The sequence below is a fragment of the Allobosea sp. 2RAB26 genome, from assembly GCF_052115465.1.
Lineage (GTDB): Bacteria > Pseudomonadota > Alphaproteobacteria > Rhizobiales > Beijerinckiaceae > Allobosea.
The window spans coordinates 398,999-416,286 of the sequence record NZ_JBFRGS010000001.1 but is presented as its reverse complement, the minus strand read 5'-3'; the positions used below and the strand labels follow the sequence as shown (position 1 = coordinate 416,286).

The window sequence follows — 17,288 nt, the reverse complement described above, 5'->3', positions numbered from 1 at the left end:
CAGCCTTACTTGCTGGTTCGGGCGTAGTAGGTCTTGAAGCCGGTCCAGCTCCAGTCCTTCAGGTCCTTGCGGACACCCGCGATGTTGTACATCTGGAACATGAAGGCCATCGGCCCCTTGGCCATGACGTCCTTCTGAATCTCGGCGTAGAGCGCGTCGCGCTTGGCCGTGTCGGCTTCCAGCAAGGCTTCGTCGATCTTGGCGTTGAGCGCCAGGTCCTGATACGACGAACGCCAGCTCGGATATTGCGTCTGCTTCGCCTCGGCCCGGTTGTCGGGATTGAAGACGAGGCGCGAGGCATTCCCATGCGCATCCGGCACGCCGGTCTGCCAGGCCAGCATCGCCGACTGGAATTCGCGGCCGCGAACCTTGCTGAACAGCTGGGCATTGGCCATCCGCTCGAGCGACAGCTTCACGCCGATCTTGGAGGCGTTCTGCTGCACGCTTTGGGCGATCGGCGCCGAATGCGGCAAGGTGCCGAAGATCAGGCTGGCTTCGAAACCGTTCGGATAGCCCGCCTCGGTCAGGAGCTGCTTGGCCTTGTCGAGGTCGAGCTTGAAGGGCTGGCCCTCCTTCTCGTCCAATGCGCCGACCGCTCCAAGCTGCGCGAAGCTCGCCCGCGGCACCCCGAGATAGGTCATGATCGTCTTGCCGAGACCGTCATAGTCGATCAGGTAGCGCATCGCGAGGCGCACCTTCTCCTTGGAGAAGGGGCCGTCCGCAACGTTGAAGTTCCAGAAGAACAGCTGCGGCCGCAGAACCTTGAGGATCGAGACATCCTTCGAGGCTTCGAGGTCCTTGACGTCCTCGGGCGTCAGGTCACGCGCGACGTCGACGTCGCCCTGCCCCAGCAGCAGGCGCTGGGTGCCGGCTTCCGCGACATGCCGGATCAGCACGCGCTTCAGCGCCGGAGCCTTGCCCCAATAGCCCTCGTTCGCCTCGAGCACGATGGACTCGCCCGCGTTCCAGCGCGTCAGCTTGTAGGGGCCGACGCAGGCCGTGCGGGTGCCGAGATACTTATTGCCGAGATCACCATTCTGCTCATTGGCCATGATGGTCTTCATGTCCATCACGGCAGCGACGCGGTTGGCGGCGATCGCCTGCAGGATCAGCGTCGTCGGATAGGCCTTGTCGAGCTTGAACACGACCGTATTGGCATCCGGCGCCACGATGCGCTGATCGACCGTGTCCTTGGTGAAGCCGTATTCGGTCAGGGTCGCGGCATTGCCGAAATTGAGTTTGACCACGCGGCGCAGCGACCAGAGGACATCCTCAGCGGTCACCGGATTGCCGGACGGGAACTTGGCGCCCTTGCGCAGGTGGAAGGTGATCTCCTTGCGATCCGGCGAGACGTCCCAGCGCTCGGCGAAGAGCGGGACAACCTTGCGCTCGTCGGCCGGGTCGAAATCGACCAGCGTGTCGCAGGTGTTCTGCAGGATCTCGTTGGTCACGACCTCGCCGACCTGGGCCGGATCGAAAGTGCTGATCGCGTCGATATTCCACGCCATCACCAGGGCGTTCTTCGGCGTGGCGGCGCCGGCCGTCGTGGCAGCAGCGCAAACGGCCGCCGCAGCGGCGACGCTGGAGAGAAGATACCGCGCGGCGCGAGGCGCGCGCGTCTCCGTCGACTGGTCTTGCTTGGCCATGGTCAGTTCCCGCTCTCGTGATTGTTCTTGGTCAAGACTTGCTGTGGTCGCTAGGCCTGCGCTGTGTCTCCCGCGCAGGCCCGGCTGAAAGGCTCAGGCGGCTTCGGGCCGCGGCTGGATCGGCGGCTTCACCTCGGCCGGGATCGGGCAGATATAGGGCGTCCTGGTCGTCCGCTCCTGGTGATCCTTCTTGGCGCGCGCCAGCAGCGTCTCGTCGCTCATCACGTCGACGGCCGTACCGGCCATGATCTTGGCGGCATGAACCATGCCCTTATGCGCGGCCGGGGCCTTGCCTTGCGCCGTGATCTGCCAGGAATGGCCGGGCGTGCCGATGGCATGCGTCGCGACGCGTGCCTGGATGGTCGGCACCTTCCAGCTGACATCCGCGACGTCGGTCGAGCCGACCATCGGCACGCCTCTGGCATCCCTGGGGATCACGAAATCGCAGAGCGGGGTGTTCTCGCGCGGCGCGACGCCGGTGCGGCGATAGTCGTTCAGGATGTCGGCCTCGCTCAGCGTCGCCTGGATCTGGGCGGCGTAGGCGCGGTCGGCATCGTCGAACGGCACGGGCCCGAGACGCTGGATGTTCTGGAACATCGCCTCTTCGAGCGGCGTATTGCCGAGCATGTTGGAAACCGCGCTCATGATAGAGATCGAGACCTTGGTCTCGGTCATCAACGCCGCCCCCTCGGCGACTTTCTTGACCCTTTCATTGAGTTCCAGCATGCCCGCGAGGTCGCGGGCGCGGATCGCATAGCGCACCTTTGCCGAAGCCTGCACGACGTTCGGCGCGATACCACCGGAATCGAGCATGGCATAGTGGATGCGGGCATCCGACGGCATGTGTTCGCGCATGTAGTTGACGCCGACATTCATCAGCTCGACGGCATCCAGTGCGCTCCGTCCCAGATGCGGCGCCGCCGCCGCGTGCGAGGCGCGGCCGGTGAAGTGGAAGTCCATGCGCGTATTGGCGAGCGACAGCGCCTCGTCGACCCGCGTCATCGACGCCGGGTGCCAGGTGATCGCCACATCGACATCGTCGAAGGCGCCGGCACGAACCATGAAGGCCTTCGCTGCGCCACCCTCTTCCGCCGGGCAGCCGAAATAGCGCACCCGCCCGGGGCGCCCCGTCTCGGCAAGCCAGTCCTTGAGCGCGGTCGCGGCCAGCAGCGCGGCCGAGCCGAGCATGTTGTGGCCGCAGCCATGGCCATGTCCGCCACCCTCGACCGGGCGCGGCTCGGCGATATTCGCCTCCTGGCTCAGGCCGGGCAACGCATCATATTCGCCGAGGAAGACGATCACCGGGCCGCCCTCGCCCGCTTCGCCCATCACCGCAGTCGGAATGCCGGCGACATTCTCGGTCACGCGGAAGCCCTGTTCCTTCAGCATCGCCGTATGCTCGGCGACCGAGCGGTACTCGGTATAGGCGATCTCGGGCATGCCCCAGACCCGGTCGCTCAGCGCCTCGAAGGGCTGCCGCTTGGCATCGACCAATTGCCAGATCGTCTCTGAATTACGCATGGCGTCCTCTCGTATTCCAGATGCTGTCACAGATGCTTACGCAGAAAGCGTGCGACGGCCCCGAAGACCGTGCGCCGGTTCTCGATCCGGGCGAAGCCATGGCCCTCATGCGGGATGCGGACATACTCGACCGGATGGCCGCGACCGCGCAGCACCGAATAGATCATCTCGCTCTCGCCGGGAGGCACACGCGGATCGTCGAGCCCCTGCGCGATAAACAGCGGCGCGCGAATATGGCCTGCCTTGTGGATCGGCGAGAAGCGGATCAGGTCGTCCCGATCGGCAACAAGATCGCCATATTCGACCGCGCGCAGATACTTGCGCCACGGCCCCGTGGTTTCGAGCATCGTCAGGAAATTGGCGATGCCGTAGAACTCGACGCCGACCTTCCACAATTCGGGTTGTTCGGTCAGCGCGGCGAGCACCATGAAGCCGCCATAGGAGCGCCCATAGACCGCGACGCGCTCGTCATCGACCTCCGGTTGTTCGCGCAGCCACAACCGCACCGCCTTGAGGTCCGCGACACTGTCCATGCGCAGATGCTTGTCGTCGAGATGCTGGTAGGCGCGGCCATAGCCGGTCGAGCCACGCACATTGGGGGCGACGACCATGATGCCCTGGCTCAGGAAGAACTGCAGGTCGGCCCGGAAGATCGGCGTCCACTGCGCTTCCGGTCCGCCATGCACCACGACCACGGCCGGATAACCGCCCGCCGGAGCCTTGCTCCGCGGCCGATAGACGAAGAAGGGCACTTCGAGACCATCGAAGCTCGCGACGCGCTCGACGCTCGGCTCGACAAAGCTGCTTGAATCGAGACCTGCCTTGGATGCATCCGTCAGCCGCGTTGCCGTGCGCGTAGCCAGATCGAAGCGCCAGATATCCGGAGACGAGGTCGCACCATCGAGCGGGAACACGAGGCCGCTGCCGTCGGGAACCCAGGCCACCGAGCCGATGGTCCCGCGCGGCAAGCCGGCGACCTCGAACTCCTCGGCCGTCGCGAGATCACGAATGAAAACGCGGTTCCAGCCTTCCTCGTTCGCCACATAGGCGAGGCGGCCCTGATCGGGTGCGAGCGCGATCGCCTCGATATCCTGCTTCTCCCGCTCGACGATCCAGGTGACGCGCCCCTCGGCCAGTGCACAGAAGGCGACACCGAGATGCTCGCGCCCCTGATCGGACACGAAGAAGAAGCCGCTGCCATCCTTCTTCATGCGGCTGACGACATAGCGCGCGCGGCCCTCATGCGGCAGCAATGGCGTGAGGCTGCCAGTCTCGAGATCGAGGCGATGCAGGTCCTGATCGCTCATCGAACGCGTGGCGTTGGCGACGAGCAGCGACTTGCCATCGGGGAAGAAGGCGACCGCCTCACGATAGCCGGAGCCTTGATGGACGCGCTTGGCGGTGCGCGTGGCGAGATCCATGACGTAGACGTCCATATGCTCGCAATCGCGGGCATTGGAGGTGAATGCGATGCGTTGTCCGTCCGGCGCCCAGGCGCCCCAGGCATGCACGACCGTCGGGTCGTCGGTTAGCGGCTCAGGCACTCCGGAGGCGCCCGGCACCAACCAGAGTTGGTGCCGCTCGTCGCCACCGCAATCCATGGTGAAGAGGAGGTCGCGGCCCTTGGGGTTGAAGGAGATCGCGCCGATCGGCTCCGGCATATCGGTCAGGCGCCAGGGCGCTCCGCCCGCGAGCGGCCGCAGCCAGATCTGGTGCGTGCCGCTCTCGTCGCTGAGATAGGCCAGCAATTCGCCATCAGGCGCGATGGCGGGGCTCTTTGCGCTCCGGACCTCGAGATAGGGCTCGATGCCGATGCGAATCTGGTTTGCGGCCTCGTACATGGGCACTCCCTCAGGCCGCCTGGGCCAGCATCACATCGCGCAACCGGTCCGTTGCCTCGCGCAGGGCTTGCGACAACGCCGGCGCATTCGGCGTCGCTGCGTGGTTCGCCTCGGTCACGATCGTGAACCGGGCTTCGGGCCAGGCCTTTTTCAGCTGCCAGGCCGTGCTCATCGGCGTCACCGTATCGTAGCGCCCCTGCACGATCTCGGCCGGCAAATGGCGGATGCGACCGATGTCGCTCAGCAATTGGCCGGAGGGAAGGAAGGCCCCGTTCATGCAGTAATGCGTGAAGATCCGGGAGATCGCGAGCGCGGCGTCGGTGTCGGTCAGCGTCGCGACATGGTCCGGGTCGGGCAGGAACGTCTGGGTCTGCGCCGAAAAGGTCCTGAGGCTGACCGCCGCTGCAGCACGCAACCCGGCATCGTCGCTGGTCAGGCGCTTGTAATAGGCCAAGAGCAGATCATCACGCTCCGCCTTCGGCACGAATTCGGCAAAAGCCTCCCAATGATCCGGGAAGATCATACGCGAGCCCTGGAACCACCAGTCGATCTCCGAGCGCTGCGCCATGAAGATGCCATGCAGACGGAACCCGAGACAGCGCTCGGGATGGCTCTGGCCGTAGGCGAGCCCAAGACAGCTGCCCCAGGATCCGCCGGTGACGAGCCAGCGCTCGATGCCAAGATGGCTGCGGATACGCTCCAGATCGGCGATCAGGTCCTGCGTCGTGTTGCCGTCGAGTTCCGCATGCGGGGTCGATTTCCCGGCGCCGCGCTGGTCGAAGGTCACGATATTGAAGACGGCAGGGTCGAAGCTCCGGCGCTGGGCCGGCTTGGTGCCGCCACCCGGACCGCCATGCAGAAAAACGACCGGAATGCCGTCCGGATTGCCGCTGGTCTCGACATGGAGTTCATGTGCGCCCCCCACCGCAAGCCGAAAAGCGCGGTAAGGCTCAAGCGCGGGGTAAAGAACGTCATCGTAGGCCGACACGCCTTGCTCCAACGAAAAACGCGCTGAAGCCAGCGCTCAACCATCTCGATGACCTAACGATGCCACGCTCGGCCCGATGCTGGCTAATGCAATTTGGGTTCGATGTTATGCGCCTGTGGAATAGTTTTGCAGCATACCCGTCCCCGACCTCCTGTTGCCTCCGGCGCCGCGGCCAGCCACGCGGGCAGGCTCTTATTTCCGCTGAGGCAAAGGCCCTCGCCATGTCCCCAGCAGCATATCCAGAAAGCGTTCCGCAGCCGGAGCAAGGCGAACGCCGCGGCGACGCACCACGCCAATGGTCCGCGAGACCTCCGGATCGCGGATTGGGCGCGTCACGATGATGGGATGCTCTCCGGTCGGCGTTGCAAGACGCGGCAAAACCGAGATGCCAAGCCCGGCTTCGACCAGCCCCAGCGAGGTCGACAGATGCGTGACTTCGAAGGACCAGTCCAGCCGCACACCGACCCGCACCAGGGCCGCGTCGAGGATGGCGCGATTGCCGCTCGCCCGGCTGACGGTGACCAGTGGATGCCCTTCGAGATCGGCCCAGGCGAGCGATGGCTTGCTCGCCAGGATATGGTCGCGCCGGCAGGCGAGGACGAACGGGTCTTCGAGCAGCGGCTCGAAGCTCAGATCGGGATCGGAGCCCCCGAGCAGATTGATGCCGAATTCGACCTCGCCGCGCGCCACGCTCTCCAGGCCGTCATTGGCCGAGAGGTCGAGGATCCGGAACCGAATATTGGGATACTGCTCCGAGAAGCGCGCGATCACCGAGGGCAGGAAGTAGAACGCGGCCGTCGGCACACAGGCGAGCGCGATCTGCCCTGCTCGCCTCGTGCCAAGATCGCGCATCGCGAAGATCGATGAATCGAACTCGTCCAGCATGCGCCGCACCAGCGGCAGCATCTCGCGCCCGACCATGGTCAGCGCCACGCGCCGTGTCGTGCGTTCGAGCAGGGCCGCGCCGACCGCTGCCTCGAGCCGCTGGATGCGCCGGCTCAGCGCCGGCTGCGACATGTTGAGGGCCTCTGCGGCGCGGTGGAACCCCTCCAGTTCAACCACCGCGATGAACGCGCGCAGATCAAGCGCTTCGAAATTGATGCTCATGGCGCATCAATAACACCGATCTCTGCATTTCACAGCGGTTTCACGATCTGGGATGAGAGCCCGTCACTCACCGCTGGACGCCGCCCTTGCCCGATCCGCTCAAGCCCACTCATGCACGTGCCCTGCGCATTCCCTGCGTGCTGATGCGCGGCGGCACATCCCGCGGCCCGTTCTTCCTGGAAACCGATCTGCCGGCGGACCCGGAGGCGCGCGACCGCGTGCTGCTCGCAGCAATGGGGTCGCCTCACACGCTGCAACTCGACGGGATCGGGGGCGGCAATTCGCTGACCAGCAAGGTCGCCATAGTCGGCAACGCGTCACGCCCGGATGCCGATATCGATTACCTCTTCGCCCAGGTCGCAGTCGACCGGGCTCATGTCGATCTCGGTCCGAACTGCGGCAACATGCTCTCCGCCATCGGCCCCTTCGCCATCGAGGCCGGCCTCGTGCCGGCATGCGATGGTGAGACGATGGTTCGGATCTACAACCGCAATACCGCCTCGCTGATCGAGGCGGTGGTGCAGACCCCCGGCAAACGTGTCGAGTATGACGGCACAACCGCGATCGACGGCGTTTCAGGCACTGCAGCCCCGATCAAGCTGACCTTCCTCGAAGCCATCGGCTCCAAGACCGGCTCCCTGCTGCCGACCGGCAAGCCGCGCGAGTTGATCGATGGTGTGCCGGTCACGTTGATCGACTATGCCACGCCGATGCTGCTCGTCCGCGCAACCGATTTCGGCCTTGCCGGTGACGAGTCGCCGGCGGAGCTCGACGCGAATACGGCCCTGCTGGCGCGGCTGGAGGAGATCCGGCGCGAGGCGGGCAGGCGCATGGGTCTTGGAGACGTCGCCGGCCGGGTCATTCCCAAGATCGGACTGCTTTCGACGGCCCGCCAGGGCGGCAGCCTGACCTCACGCTATTTCACGCCGGACCGCTGCCATCGCAGCCATGCCGTCACCGGCGCACTCTGCATCGCCGTCGCCAGTCAGGTCGCCGGCAGCGTTGCGCAGGAGGCAGGTCTCGCGGACGCCGCCTCGCTGGTGACGATCGAACATCCGAGCGGCCGTATCCAGGTCGACCTCGCTCTCGACGCATCTGGCCAAGTTGCCAGAGCCAGCCTGGTGCGCACTGCGCGCCGTATCTTTGAAGGCCATGTCATCGTCCCCGCCAGCGCGATTGGCGCGCTGCCAGAAGGGACTGCAATCGGAGGAAATTCCCATCATGACACCGACGCGTCGCCACTTCTGCAGCCTGCTGACGACTGCAGCCGCCAGCGCCTGTCTGCCTGAGCTGGCATTCGCTCAGGCAGCATTTCCCGAGCGGCCGATGCGCCTGCTGGTGCCTTACGCGGCCGGCGGCGGAACGGACGCGATCGCGCGTCTGGTCGCCCAGGGCGTTGGAGAAAAGCTCGGCCAGTCGCTTGTCGTGGAGAACAACGGATCGGCCGGCGGCAACCTGATCACCGCACAGGCCGCCACCTCTCCCGCGGATGGCTACACCGTGCTGATGGCCAATCAGGGCCCGATGGTGGTCAACCCGCACCTGTTCAAGAACGTCAAGGTCGATCCGCTGACGGCCTTCGACCCGATCACCCTGATTTCCGCAGCTCCGCTGGTCGTCGTCGTGGCGCAGAATTCGCCCCACAAAACGATCAAGGACCTGATCAGCTTCGGCGAGAAGAATCCGGGCAAACTGACCTACGGCTCTGCCGGCAACGGTTCGGCCAGCCACCTGGCCACCGTTCTGCTGGCGCAGATGGCGCAGTTCACTGCCGTGCACGTGCCCTATCGTGGCGCAGGCCCGGCCCTGACCGACCTCCTCGCCGGCCAGTCCGATTTCATGATCACCACCGTGCCGTCGGTTCTCGGACTGATCGAAGGCAGCAAGGTGCGCGCGCTGGCGGTGACCGGCAAGGAGCGGGCCAAGCTCTTCCCCGAGGTGCCCTCGGTCGCAGAAAGCGGCTGGGCCGGTTACGAGGCGACAGCCTGGTATGGTTTCGTCGTGCCGAAGGGGACGCCGAAGGATGTCACTGCGAAGCTCCGCACCGCCACGGTGGAGGCCATCAACGACGCGACCATCCGCGAACGGCTGAAGAACGAAGGCGCCGAGCCGATCGGCAATACGCCGACCGAGTTCGCTGCGATGATGGAAGCGGAGTCGAAGCGCTGGGCCGGCATCATCAAGCAGGCCCAGATCGCGGTAAACTAGGCCCGAGACGGGCCAATCCATACAAAGACCTGCGTCACGGCCCGCCAGCGGCAGGCCGTGACGCAGCGTACTTATCCAGCCTGAGCGATTCCGGGCCTAGCTCTCGCCTCTTTGCGGCAGGCGAGGCAGCAGGATCGTAAGCAGCCCCAGCAGCGGCAGGTAGGAGCAGACGCGGTAGACGAAGGCGATACCGTGCGTATCGGCGAAGTTGCCAAGCAGGGCCGCTCCAAGTCCACCCGCGCCAAAGGCAAAGCCGAAAAACACGCCGGCGATCAGGCCGACACGGCCGGGCACGAGTTCCTGTGCGAAGACGACAATCGCAGAGAATGCCGAGGCGAAGATCAAGCCGATCACGACGCTCAGCACGCCGGTCCAGAACAGGCTCGCATAAGGCAGCAGCAGCGCGAACGGGATCACACCCAGGATCGAGAACCAGATCACGAAACGCGCTCCGAACCGGTCCCCGATCGGCCCACCCAGAAAGGTCCCGACTGCGGCTGCACCGAGGAAGAGAAACAGCATCAGCTGCGCATCGCGCATGCCGAGCTGGAACTGGTCGATCACGTAAAAGGTGAAATAGCTCGAGATGCTGGCCATGTAGACATTCTTGGTCGCGGTCAGCAGCACGAGGATGAGGAACGCCAGTGCGACGCGCCCCTGCGGCAACGGCAGCGTGCGACTGACGGCAGGACGGCTGGCATTCTGGCGGCGATGACCGGCATACCAGGCCCCGACCCAGCCGAGCACGATCATGCCCAGCATCGCTATGGCCGAGAACCACGCCACGCTGCCCTGGCCGAATGGCAACACCACGAAGGCCGCGAGCAGCGGTCCGATGGCCGAGCCCATATTGCCGCCAACCTGGAAAAGCGATTGCGCCAGGCCGTGGCGGCCACCGGAGGCAAGGCGAGCCACCCGTGACGCCTCCGGGTGGAAGATTGCGGAACCGAAGCCGATCAGGCTCGCCGCCATGAGCAGCATCGCAAAGCTATGCGCATTGCCCAGCAGGATCAGTCCGGCGCAGGTGCAGGCCATCCCGGCCGGCAGGGAATAGGGCATCGGCCAACGATCGGTCACCATCCCGACGACCGGCTGCAGCAGCGAGGCCGTGACCTGGAAGGTCATGGTCAGCAGGCCGATCTGGACGAAATCGAGAGCGTAGTTTGCCTTGAACAGCGGGTAGAGCGAGGCAAGAAGCGATTGCATCACATCGTTGAGCAGGTGGCAGAAGCTCACCGCCAGCAGGATCGATGTCGTCGTCTTCTCGAAACGGGACCTGGTCCCGGGGAACGCTGCAACCATCTCAATTCGTCTCCAGCGCGGGCCGCAAACATCGGCTTATCGCCGCCATGCCTCTTTACAGAGCGCCTCCTTGACCTGCATTCGTGTTTCGGTCGAATTCTTTTGCGTTTGGGCCAAAGATGAGAAAACTGCCGCAGCATCTGCTCGAGGCGCGCGACGAGGCTCACCGCCGTAACCTCGGATGGATTGCCTATGCCGAGGCCGACATCCTGGTGCACAGCAACGAGGATCCCGCGGGCTACACCATCCCTCTCCATAGCCACCAGCGCATCCAGTTGCTCTGCGTCTTCTCCGGCGTGGTGGCAGTCGCAACCGAGCGCGGCCGCTGGATGATTCCGCCAGGCCACGCGCTGCTGATCCCTCACCATCTCGAGCATTCCGTGGAAATGCTGAGCGATGTCAGCATGCGATCGGTCTATCTTCTGCCCCGGGAGGGCGTCCTGGCCGATCCCGAGCCGGTGGTGCTCGAGGTAACGGATCTTGCGCGCAGCCTCATCATCGAAGCGATCCGCCTGCGCGAGGCGCCCGCCGGAAGCCGCAAGCTCACATTGAGCCTTCAGCTCCTGATGGAAGAGATCGCCTCCCTCGAATCCCGTCCTCTCGGCCTTCCCTTCCCGGCCGACAGGAGACTCGCGGCGCTATGCCGGGCCTATATGGCAGCGCCGTCGGCGAATGCCCGGCTCGACACCTGGGCGGAAGCGCTTGCGATGAGCCGCCGAACTTTCACACGCTTCTTCCTCAGGGAGACGGGCGTCAGCTTCGCGACCTGGCGGCAACAGGCCAGCCTGTTCGCCTGTCTGCCGAAACTCGCGGAAGGCGCGCCGGTGACGCAGATCGCCATGCTGGCGGGCTACGAGAACGTCGCCGCCTTCACCACGATGTTCCGCCGCCTGCTTGGGACCTCGCCGCGCAGCTACATGAAGGCCTCGATCACCGGCTAGGCCCGCGCCGGCTCGCTAGGGCCGCTATGTCCGGTTTCCTTCCGGCAGTGGCGACCTCCAGGACGAGCTGGTGTCGATCCGGGTCGTGGCGAAGCGTTCGCGGAGCCATTTGGCTGCCGGACCGCATGGCCGCTGCTTGTGCCAGATCATCTCGAGCGCGATCGGCCAATCCGCGTCGTCGAATTGAAGATCCGGCGTGATCAGACCGGGGGCGGCCGGCGAATTCGCGATGACATGGTCGGACACGAACGCCCAGCCGATGCCGTGCTTCACCATTTCCAGAATGACCCAGTGGCTTTCCACCCACCAGACCTCGGCGGCAACGCGCAGGCGCCGCTTCTCCGGCCCGTCGCTTCTGGCGGCGACGAGGATCTGCCTGTAGCGCTTCAGCTCTTCCCAATCGACGCGGGCCTTGGCAAGCGGATGGTCCTTGCCGCAAACCAGCTTGAGCGGGACCCATCCGATCGTCTGGAAGCCAAGCTCCGTCGGCAAGACCTCCTGACGCCACATCACGCCGATATCGGCTTTCCCCGCGAGGACCAGCCGGCTCACATCCTCCATCAGCGGAAACAGGATTTCGAGCTCAACATGGGGGAAGTGCCGCGCGAAATCGGCAAAGAGCGCCCCCAGAGCGTGCTCCGGGTAAAGTTCGTCGATCGCGATGACAAGCCGCTTCTCGACATGAGCCTCGAAGCTGCGCGCGACGCCGATGAGGTGTTCGCTGCGATCGAGCACGACCTTGGCCTCGCGCAGCAATCTTTCGCCCGCCGGAGTGAGCACGGGATTGCGCCCGGCCCTGCTGAACAGAGCGACGCCGAGATCCTCCTCGAGATTCGAGACCTGCGTGCTCACGGCTGATTGCGCTTTGCGAAGCGCGCGCGCTGCCCCGGAGAACGAGCCATGCTCCGCTGCCGCGACGAAGGCCCGAAGTTGGTCCAGCGAAACCGTCATCTATCTGATTATCAGATATGATCCAACTTGATGCAATCGAAATGACAGATAGAGAACGCGGCCATCAATCCTAGTGAAGGCCCCTTAGCACATGCGCTCCGTTCGAGACCGAATCCGCCACGCACTCATGTTCGAGGCGATCGGATTAGCCATTGTCATTCCAGCGGGAGCCTATCTGTTCGGCCTGCCGGCGGGCCATATGGGCGTCATCGGCGTCGGCAGCGCAACCGTCGCCACGATCTGGAACTTCCTCTTCAACCTGGGCTTTGACCATGCGATGCAGCGTATGGTCGGCCATACCCATAAGGGTATCGGCACGCGCATCCTCCATGTCGCGTTGTTCGAGGGCGGACTTCTGATGATCCTGCTGCCGCCGATCGCCTGGTATCTCGGCATTACCCTGATGCAGGCCTTCGTGATGGATATCGCGATCGTCGTCTTCTATGTCGTCTACGCCTTCAGCTTCAACCTGGCCTATGATCGGGTCTTCCCGATCCCGGCGAGCCCGGCCTATGCCATGTGACGCTAAGACTGTCGTCGCGGCGTCAGCTCATCATGGCGGCCGCGCGCTCGGCTGAGGACTTCGTCTCCAGCCGGAGGCGAAGGCCGCCCGAGGACGAGTGTGACGGCCCGAAACGCTGATAAATCCGCCGCTGCGGGCGAGCCGGATCGAGGCGCCGTTCAGGCCGCTGTCGGCCCGGCTCGAACAGCCCCTTCACTTGGCTCTGTGCCTGAGGATTGGCGCTAACCGCCAATCTTGAAGGAATAGGTCGTGCTCAATCCGAACGAGAACTGGTCGCGCGCACCAATGGTGCGGACGATCGGCGAGCGCGCGGCATCCTGGAGCAGGCGGTCATAGCGGGCATAGGCCGTAGTCTTCCAGACGTCCGACCATGCATATTCGAGTGCCGCCGCGAGGCCCGCCGATTTGACGCCTCCCGACGGGCTGTAGGCGGCGAGGATGCCGTTCGCCTGCGATTCCTCCGGTGTCACACCAAAGTTCCTGCGCATGTAGGCCTGATTGCCGAACGAAAAGCGCGGACCGCCCGAGAGCTTGAAGCGGCCGATCGGCTGAACCCAGTCGACGAAGATATCGGCGACGATGCCATGATGGCCGTGGAAGCCCTGCCGCACCTCGATGCGGGTCCGCAGCCGGTCCTCGATCGGCCAGAACTCGGCGAAGGCGCCAGCCTCGATCGTCCAGGGCACGTCTCGCATGCCGAACAGTTTTCGATCCGAGCCGGAATAGCGACCCGACTTCAGGTCGCCGACGACGCCCATGCTGAAGCGGCTCGTCTCATACAGGGCGAAGTCCAGCCCCTCGTCGGGTGCGCTGAACCCTTCCGGCTCGCCAACCCGCCGCCAGCTCAGCGACGGCGTGCCCGACGGTCCGTAGGCCTTTGCGCCGTCATATTTGGGACCGATCTGACCCGAGCCGCCGAGCGTCACGATCCAGCCGGAGGCCGGAGTGGGGTTCAGCAGCGCCGGAGCCGGATCGGCCGCGACAGCAACCTGGGATCCAGCGACCAGGCACAGACCGGCGACGGCAAGCTTAGGGTAGGCGGGCACAATCGTCGCTCCTGCAGGACACCCACTCGCTTGCCATATCTGAACTCTGTCGCAAACCGGTAAAGATCGAACCCAGCGTCACTCGACGATTTTTCTGCCGAGTTTCACGTCCAGTTTCTTAATGCGGTGCCACAGGCTGCGCTCGGCAATGCCGAGGAGCCGCGCGGCCTGGACCTGGACGCCGTCCGTACGCCGCAGCGCCTCGATGATGAAGCCGCGCTCGAGCCGCTCGAGTTCGGCATCGAGATCGTTCGGGAGGCGATCGCGCTCGGCGCGCCGCGCGCCACCTTCAAACAAGTCGCGAGGCAGATCCGGGACGTCGATGGTCGGGGACTTCGCGACGATCACGGCGCGCTCGACGCAATTATGCAGCTCACGGATATTACCGGGCCAGTCATGGCCGTCCATCGCCGAGAGAGCGGCCGGGGTAAAGCCGGTCACGCGCTTGCCCATCGCCTCGGCCAGCGTCGCGAGGAAATGGGCGGCGAGGATCGGGATGTCCTCGCGCCGCTCACGCAGGGCAGGCAACTGGATCGGGAAGACGTTGAGCCGATAGAACAGGTCCTCCCGGAACTCGCCGGACGCAACCGCCTGGCGCATGTCCCTATGGGTTGCCGCGATCAGCCGGACATCCACCGTCTGACTGCGGGTGCCGCCGACAGGTTCGAAGCTGCGCTCCTGAACTGCACGCAACAGCTTCGCCTGAACGGCGATCGGCATATCGCCGATCTCGTCGAGGAAGAGCGTTCCGCCATCGGCGGCGGCGAAGCGGCCGACGCGGTTGGCCAGCGCTCCGGTAAAGGCACCTTTCACATGACCAAAGAGCTCGCTTTCGAGCAATGTCTCGGGGATGGCAGCGCAATTGATCGCGACAAAGGGCTTGTTCCGGCGCGGACTGTTGAAATGGATCGCGCGTGCGACGACCTCCTTGCCGGTGCCGCTTTCTCCGTTGAGCATGACCGTGGCGCGCGTCTCACAGACCTCGGTGACCTGCTCGATCACCCTTCTGAAGGGCGGGCTTGTTCCGATCAGATTTTCGAAGCTGTAACGGCCCTCGAGTTCGCCCCGCAGCCGCTCATTGTCGCGCACCACCTCGGCCAGCCGCAAGGCGCGGCGAATGACGGCTGCGACATCCTCCATCTCGAACGGCTTGGCGATGTAGTCGAAGGCGCCCTCCTTCACGAGTTCGACAGCGTCGCGAACCGTGGCAAAGGCGGTGATGACCACGACCGGAACATCCGGCCAGCGCTTGCGCACCTCCTGTAGCAGGGCGCGCCCATCCATCCCGGGCAGGCGCAGATCGGTCAACACGAGGTCGAACCGTTCCTGCTCCAGACTGGAAAGCGCCTCGCGGGCGTTTTCGACGGCGGTCGCGCGATAGCCGAGATCATCCAGCGCAGCCGCCAGAACATCGGCCAGTCGGGTTTCGTCATCGACGACCAGGATGCTGTGGGTCATCCGGGTGCTCCACGCTCCAGCAGAGGCAATGTAATCGTGAACGAGGCGCCCTGCCCCGGCGAGCTCGCATAATGGGCGCGGCCACCATGCGCAGCAGCGACGGATTGCACCTTCGCGAGGCCAAGCCCCGTGCCCTTCGTCTTGGTGGTGAAGAAGGGATTGAAGATCTCGCCCCTGATCTCGTCCGCCACGCCATCCCCCTGATCGCTGATTGTCAGCGAAATCTCTCCATCGGTCGATGTGAGCTCCGCCGTGATCATTCCGCCGGCGGGCATCGCATCGATCGCGTTCAGGACGAGATTCAGGCCCGCCTGATGGAGCTGGTCCGGGTCGCCCGAGATCAGCCCACCCCCGCTATGATCCCTGATGTCGAGGACGACGCCATGACGGTCAAGCTCCGGCATGGCGATCGAGGCCACCCGATCGATCACCGCGCGGAATGGAAAGACCGTCTTGCTCGGCGCCTTGGGCTGAGCGAAGTCGAGAAAGTCCCGCACCAGCGTCTCGATGCGGCGTACCTCCTCAATCACATAACCAAGCATGCGGTCCTCGGCGGCCCCGAGCTTGGCGCGATTGCGCACCACCTCGGTCGAGGTCTTGATGATACCGAGCGGGTTGCGGACTTCATGGGCAATCACCATCGCCGCTTGCCCAAGGGCCGAGAGCCTGTCGCGACGCCGGAGCTCGGTCTCCAGAGCATGCAGCTTGCCGAGCTGCTCCGCCATACCGTTGAAGCCTGCGGCGAGCTGCGCAATCTCGCGCCCGCCGGTTTCAGGAACCCGTTGCTTGAAATCGCCTGCTGCAATCGCCCGGACGCCGCGCGTCAACGCACGCAGCGGCTTGACCAGGATACCCGACATCGCAGCGCCGACGATGATCGAGATGAGGCTACCGAGCAGGAAGATGCCGATGAAGAGCTGGGATGGTCCAAGCTGCTCGAAGAAATCGGCACCGCTCGGCAGCCCGATGAATGCGACAGCCGCCAGCTTGCCATCGATACCGCGGAAGGCGGTGTAGACCGCACGATAGGCGCCGCCATCGGCCTCGCGGTCAAAGATCGTATCCTCGCCCTTCGCCAGGCGCTCACGGATCGCATCGGGTACCGTGCGCGTATCGTCCGGATGGGTCAGCATGACGGATTCGAGGCCCGCGCTGGTCTCGGCGAAGAGCCGGACATCCAGCGAGGTCACCACCTTGATGCTGCCGAGATAGGAATCATCGAGCCAGGTGCCGACAAGAACGTAAGCCGGCTTGTCATTGACCTGGACGCTCTGCACGGCGCCGGCCATGAGGTGCTTTTCATCCCCGGTCGTGATCTTGAAGATGCCCTGGCTCGTTTCGGTGGGCAGGACAGCCGAGGACGTGAAGTCGCGCGAGGTGAACAGCATTTCGCGCCGATCGTCATAGATCGCGATCAGGTCATAGCCGACCGAACTGAGCAGCGCGAACTCCCGCTCGATGGCCTTGGGGCGGCGAAGATCGCCATGGACCGAAGTCTCCAGGCGGTGGCCGATGACGCTGGAGACGCGCTGCGCCTCCTGTGTCGCCTCGGTCACCTCGAGCATGAAGAAGCGCGAGGTCTCGCCGAGCCATTGCTCGACATTCGCCTCAAAGGCGGAGGAGATCAGCCGTGCCGCGACATAGGCAGAGGTCAGCATCGCCGGGACGCTGACGAGCAGGAAGCCGATCACAAGCCTCAACCGCAGCGACGTCTTGCGAATTGGCATCAAGCCGTCTCCAGGACAATGGAAGGCTG

The 17,288-nt window shown here is 64.7% G+C and carries 14 protein-coding genes; 4 read left to right on the top strand and 10 right to left on the bottom strand.

Annotated features, from left to right (window positions below):
- Positions 1-5: 5 nt before the first annotated feature.
- The 5 genes from AB4118_RS01840 to AB4118_RS01820 all read right to left on the bottom strand — a co-directional run bounded on the left by AB4118_RS01840 (position 6) and on the right by AB4118_RS01820 (position 7,103).
- A complete protein-coding gene (locus AB4118_RS01840) occupies positions 6-1,646 on the bottom strand; it encodes an ABC transporter substrate-binding protein (RefSeq protein WP_441488118.1) in 1,641 nt (546 codons plus the stop codon).
- A 93-nt stretch (positions 1,647-1,739) separates the two neighbouring features.
- A complete protein-coding gene (locus AB4118_RS01835) occupies positions 1,740-3,167 on the bottom strand; it encodes a M20 family metallopeptidase (RefSeq protein WP_441488117.1) in 1,428 nt (475 codons plus the stop codon).
- 26 nt (positions 3,168-3,193) lie between these two features.
- Complete coding sequence (locus AB4118_RS01830; RefSeq protein WP_441488116.1) at positions 3,194-5,008, bottom strand: S9 family peptidase; 1,815 nt, start codon at positions 5,006-5,008, stop codon at positions 3,194-3,196.
- Positions 5,009-5,018: 10 nt separating this feature from the next.
- Positions 5,019-5,996 (bottom strand): prolyl aminopeptidase, encoded by a 978-nt coding sequence (pip, locus tag AB4118_RS01825; protein WP_441488115.1) that lies wholly within the window; start codon positions 5,994-5,996, stop codon positions 5,019-5,021.
- Between the two features lie 192 nt (positions 5,997-6,188).
- Positions 6,189-7,103: a LysR family transcriptional regulator gene (locus AB4118_RS01820; RefSeq protein ID WP_441488114.1), complete on the bottom strand. Its 915-nt coding sequence runs from the start codon at positions 7,101-7,103 to the stop codon at positions 6,189-6,191.
- An 86-nt stretch (positions 7,104-7,189) separates the two neighbouring features.
- Here AB4118_RS01820 and AB4118_RS01815 point away from each other — a divergent pair, with 86 nt between their 5' ends.
- Together AB4118_RS01815 and AB4118_RS01810 are read left to right on the top strand one after the other, a co-directional pair.
- Positions 7,190-8,392, top strand: coding sequence for a 4-oxalomesaconate tautomerase (locus AB4118_RS01815; protein ID WP_441488113.1), 1,203 nt, complete (start codon positions 7,190-7,192; stop codon positions 8,390-8,392).
- A complete protein-coding gene (locus AB4118_RS01810) occupies positions 8,325-9,311 on the top strand; it encodes a Bug family tripartite tricarboxylate transporter substrate binding protein (protein ID WP_441488112.1) in 987 nt (328 codons plus the stop codon). Before AB4118_RS01815 ends, AB4118_RS01810 begins: the two co-directional genes overlap by 68 nt.
- 96 nt (positions 9,312-9,407) lie before the next feature.
- On the opposite strand, the gene AB4118_RS01805 is transcribed toward AB4118_RS01810, so the two are convergent.
- Entirely contained in the window at positions 9,408-10,613 is a 1,206-nt protein-coding gene (locus AB4118_RS01805; RefSeq protein WP_441488111.1) for an MFS transporter, read from the bottom strand.
- A 119-nt stretch (positions 10,614-10,732) separates the two neighbouring features.
- Between AB4118_RS01805 and AB4118_RS01800 the strand changes: the two genes are divergently transcribed.
- Positions 10,733-11,554, top strand: coding sequence for an AraC family transcriptional regulator (locus tag AB4118_RS01800; protein ID WP_441488110.1), 822 nt, complete (start codon positions 10,733-10,735; stop codon positions 11,552-11,554).
- Positions 11,555-11,578: 24 nt separating this feature from the next.
- Here the strand turns inward: AB4118_RS01800 and AB4118_RS01795 are convergent, their stop codons facing one another.
- Complete coding sequence (locus AB4118_RS01795; protein ID WP_441488109.1) at positions 11,579-12,505, bottom strand: LysR family transcriptional regulator; 927 nt, start codon at positions 12,503-12,505, stop codon at positions 11,579-11,581.
- 91 nt (positions 12,506-12,596) lie between these two features.
- Between AB4118_RS01795 and AB4118_RS01790 the strand changes: the two genes are divergently transcribed.
- The gene (locus tag AB4118_RS01790; protein ID WP_441488108.1) at positions 12,597-13,028 is read left to right on the top strand and encodes a PACE efflux transporter; all 432 of its coding nucleotides are present in this window, start codon (positions 12,597-12,599) and stop codon (positions 13,026-13,028) included.
- Between the two features lie 221 nt (positions 13,029-13,249).
- On the opposite strand, the gene AB4118_RS01785 is transcribed toward AB4118_RS01790, so the two are convergent.
- The 3 genes from AB4118_RS01785 to AB4118_RS01775 all read right to left on the bottom strand — a co-directional run bounded on the left by AB4118_RS01785 (position 13,250) and on the right by AB4118_RS01775 (position 17,259).
- Positions 13,250-14,074: a MipA/OmpV family protein gene (locus AB4118_RS01785; protein ID WP_441488107.1), complete on the bottom strand. Its 825-nt coding sequence runs from the start codon at positions 14,072-14,074 to the stop codon at positions 13,250-13,252.
- A gap of 78 nt (positions 14,075-14,152) precedes the next feature.
- Positions 14,153-15,532, bottom strand: coding sequence for a sigma-54-dependent transcriptional regulator (locus AB4118_RS01780; protein WP_441488106.1), 1,380 nt, complete (start codon positions 15,530-15,532; stop codon positions 14,153-14,155).
- Entirely contained in the window at positions 15,529-17,259 is a 1,731-nt protein-coding gene (locus tag AB4118_RS01775) for a sensor histidine kinase (protein ID WP_441488105.1), read from the bottom strand. Before AB4118_RS01775 ends, AB4118_RS01780 begins: the two co-directional genes overlap by 4 nt.
- Between the last annotated feature and the right edge of the window lie 29 nt (positions 17,260-17,288).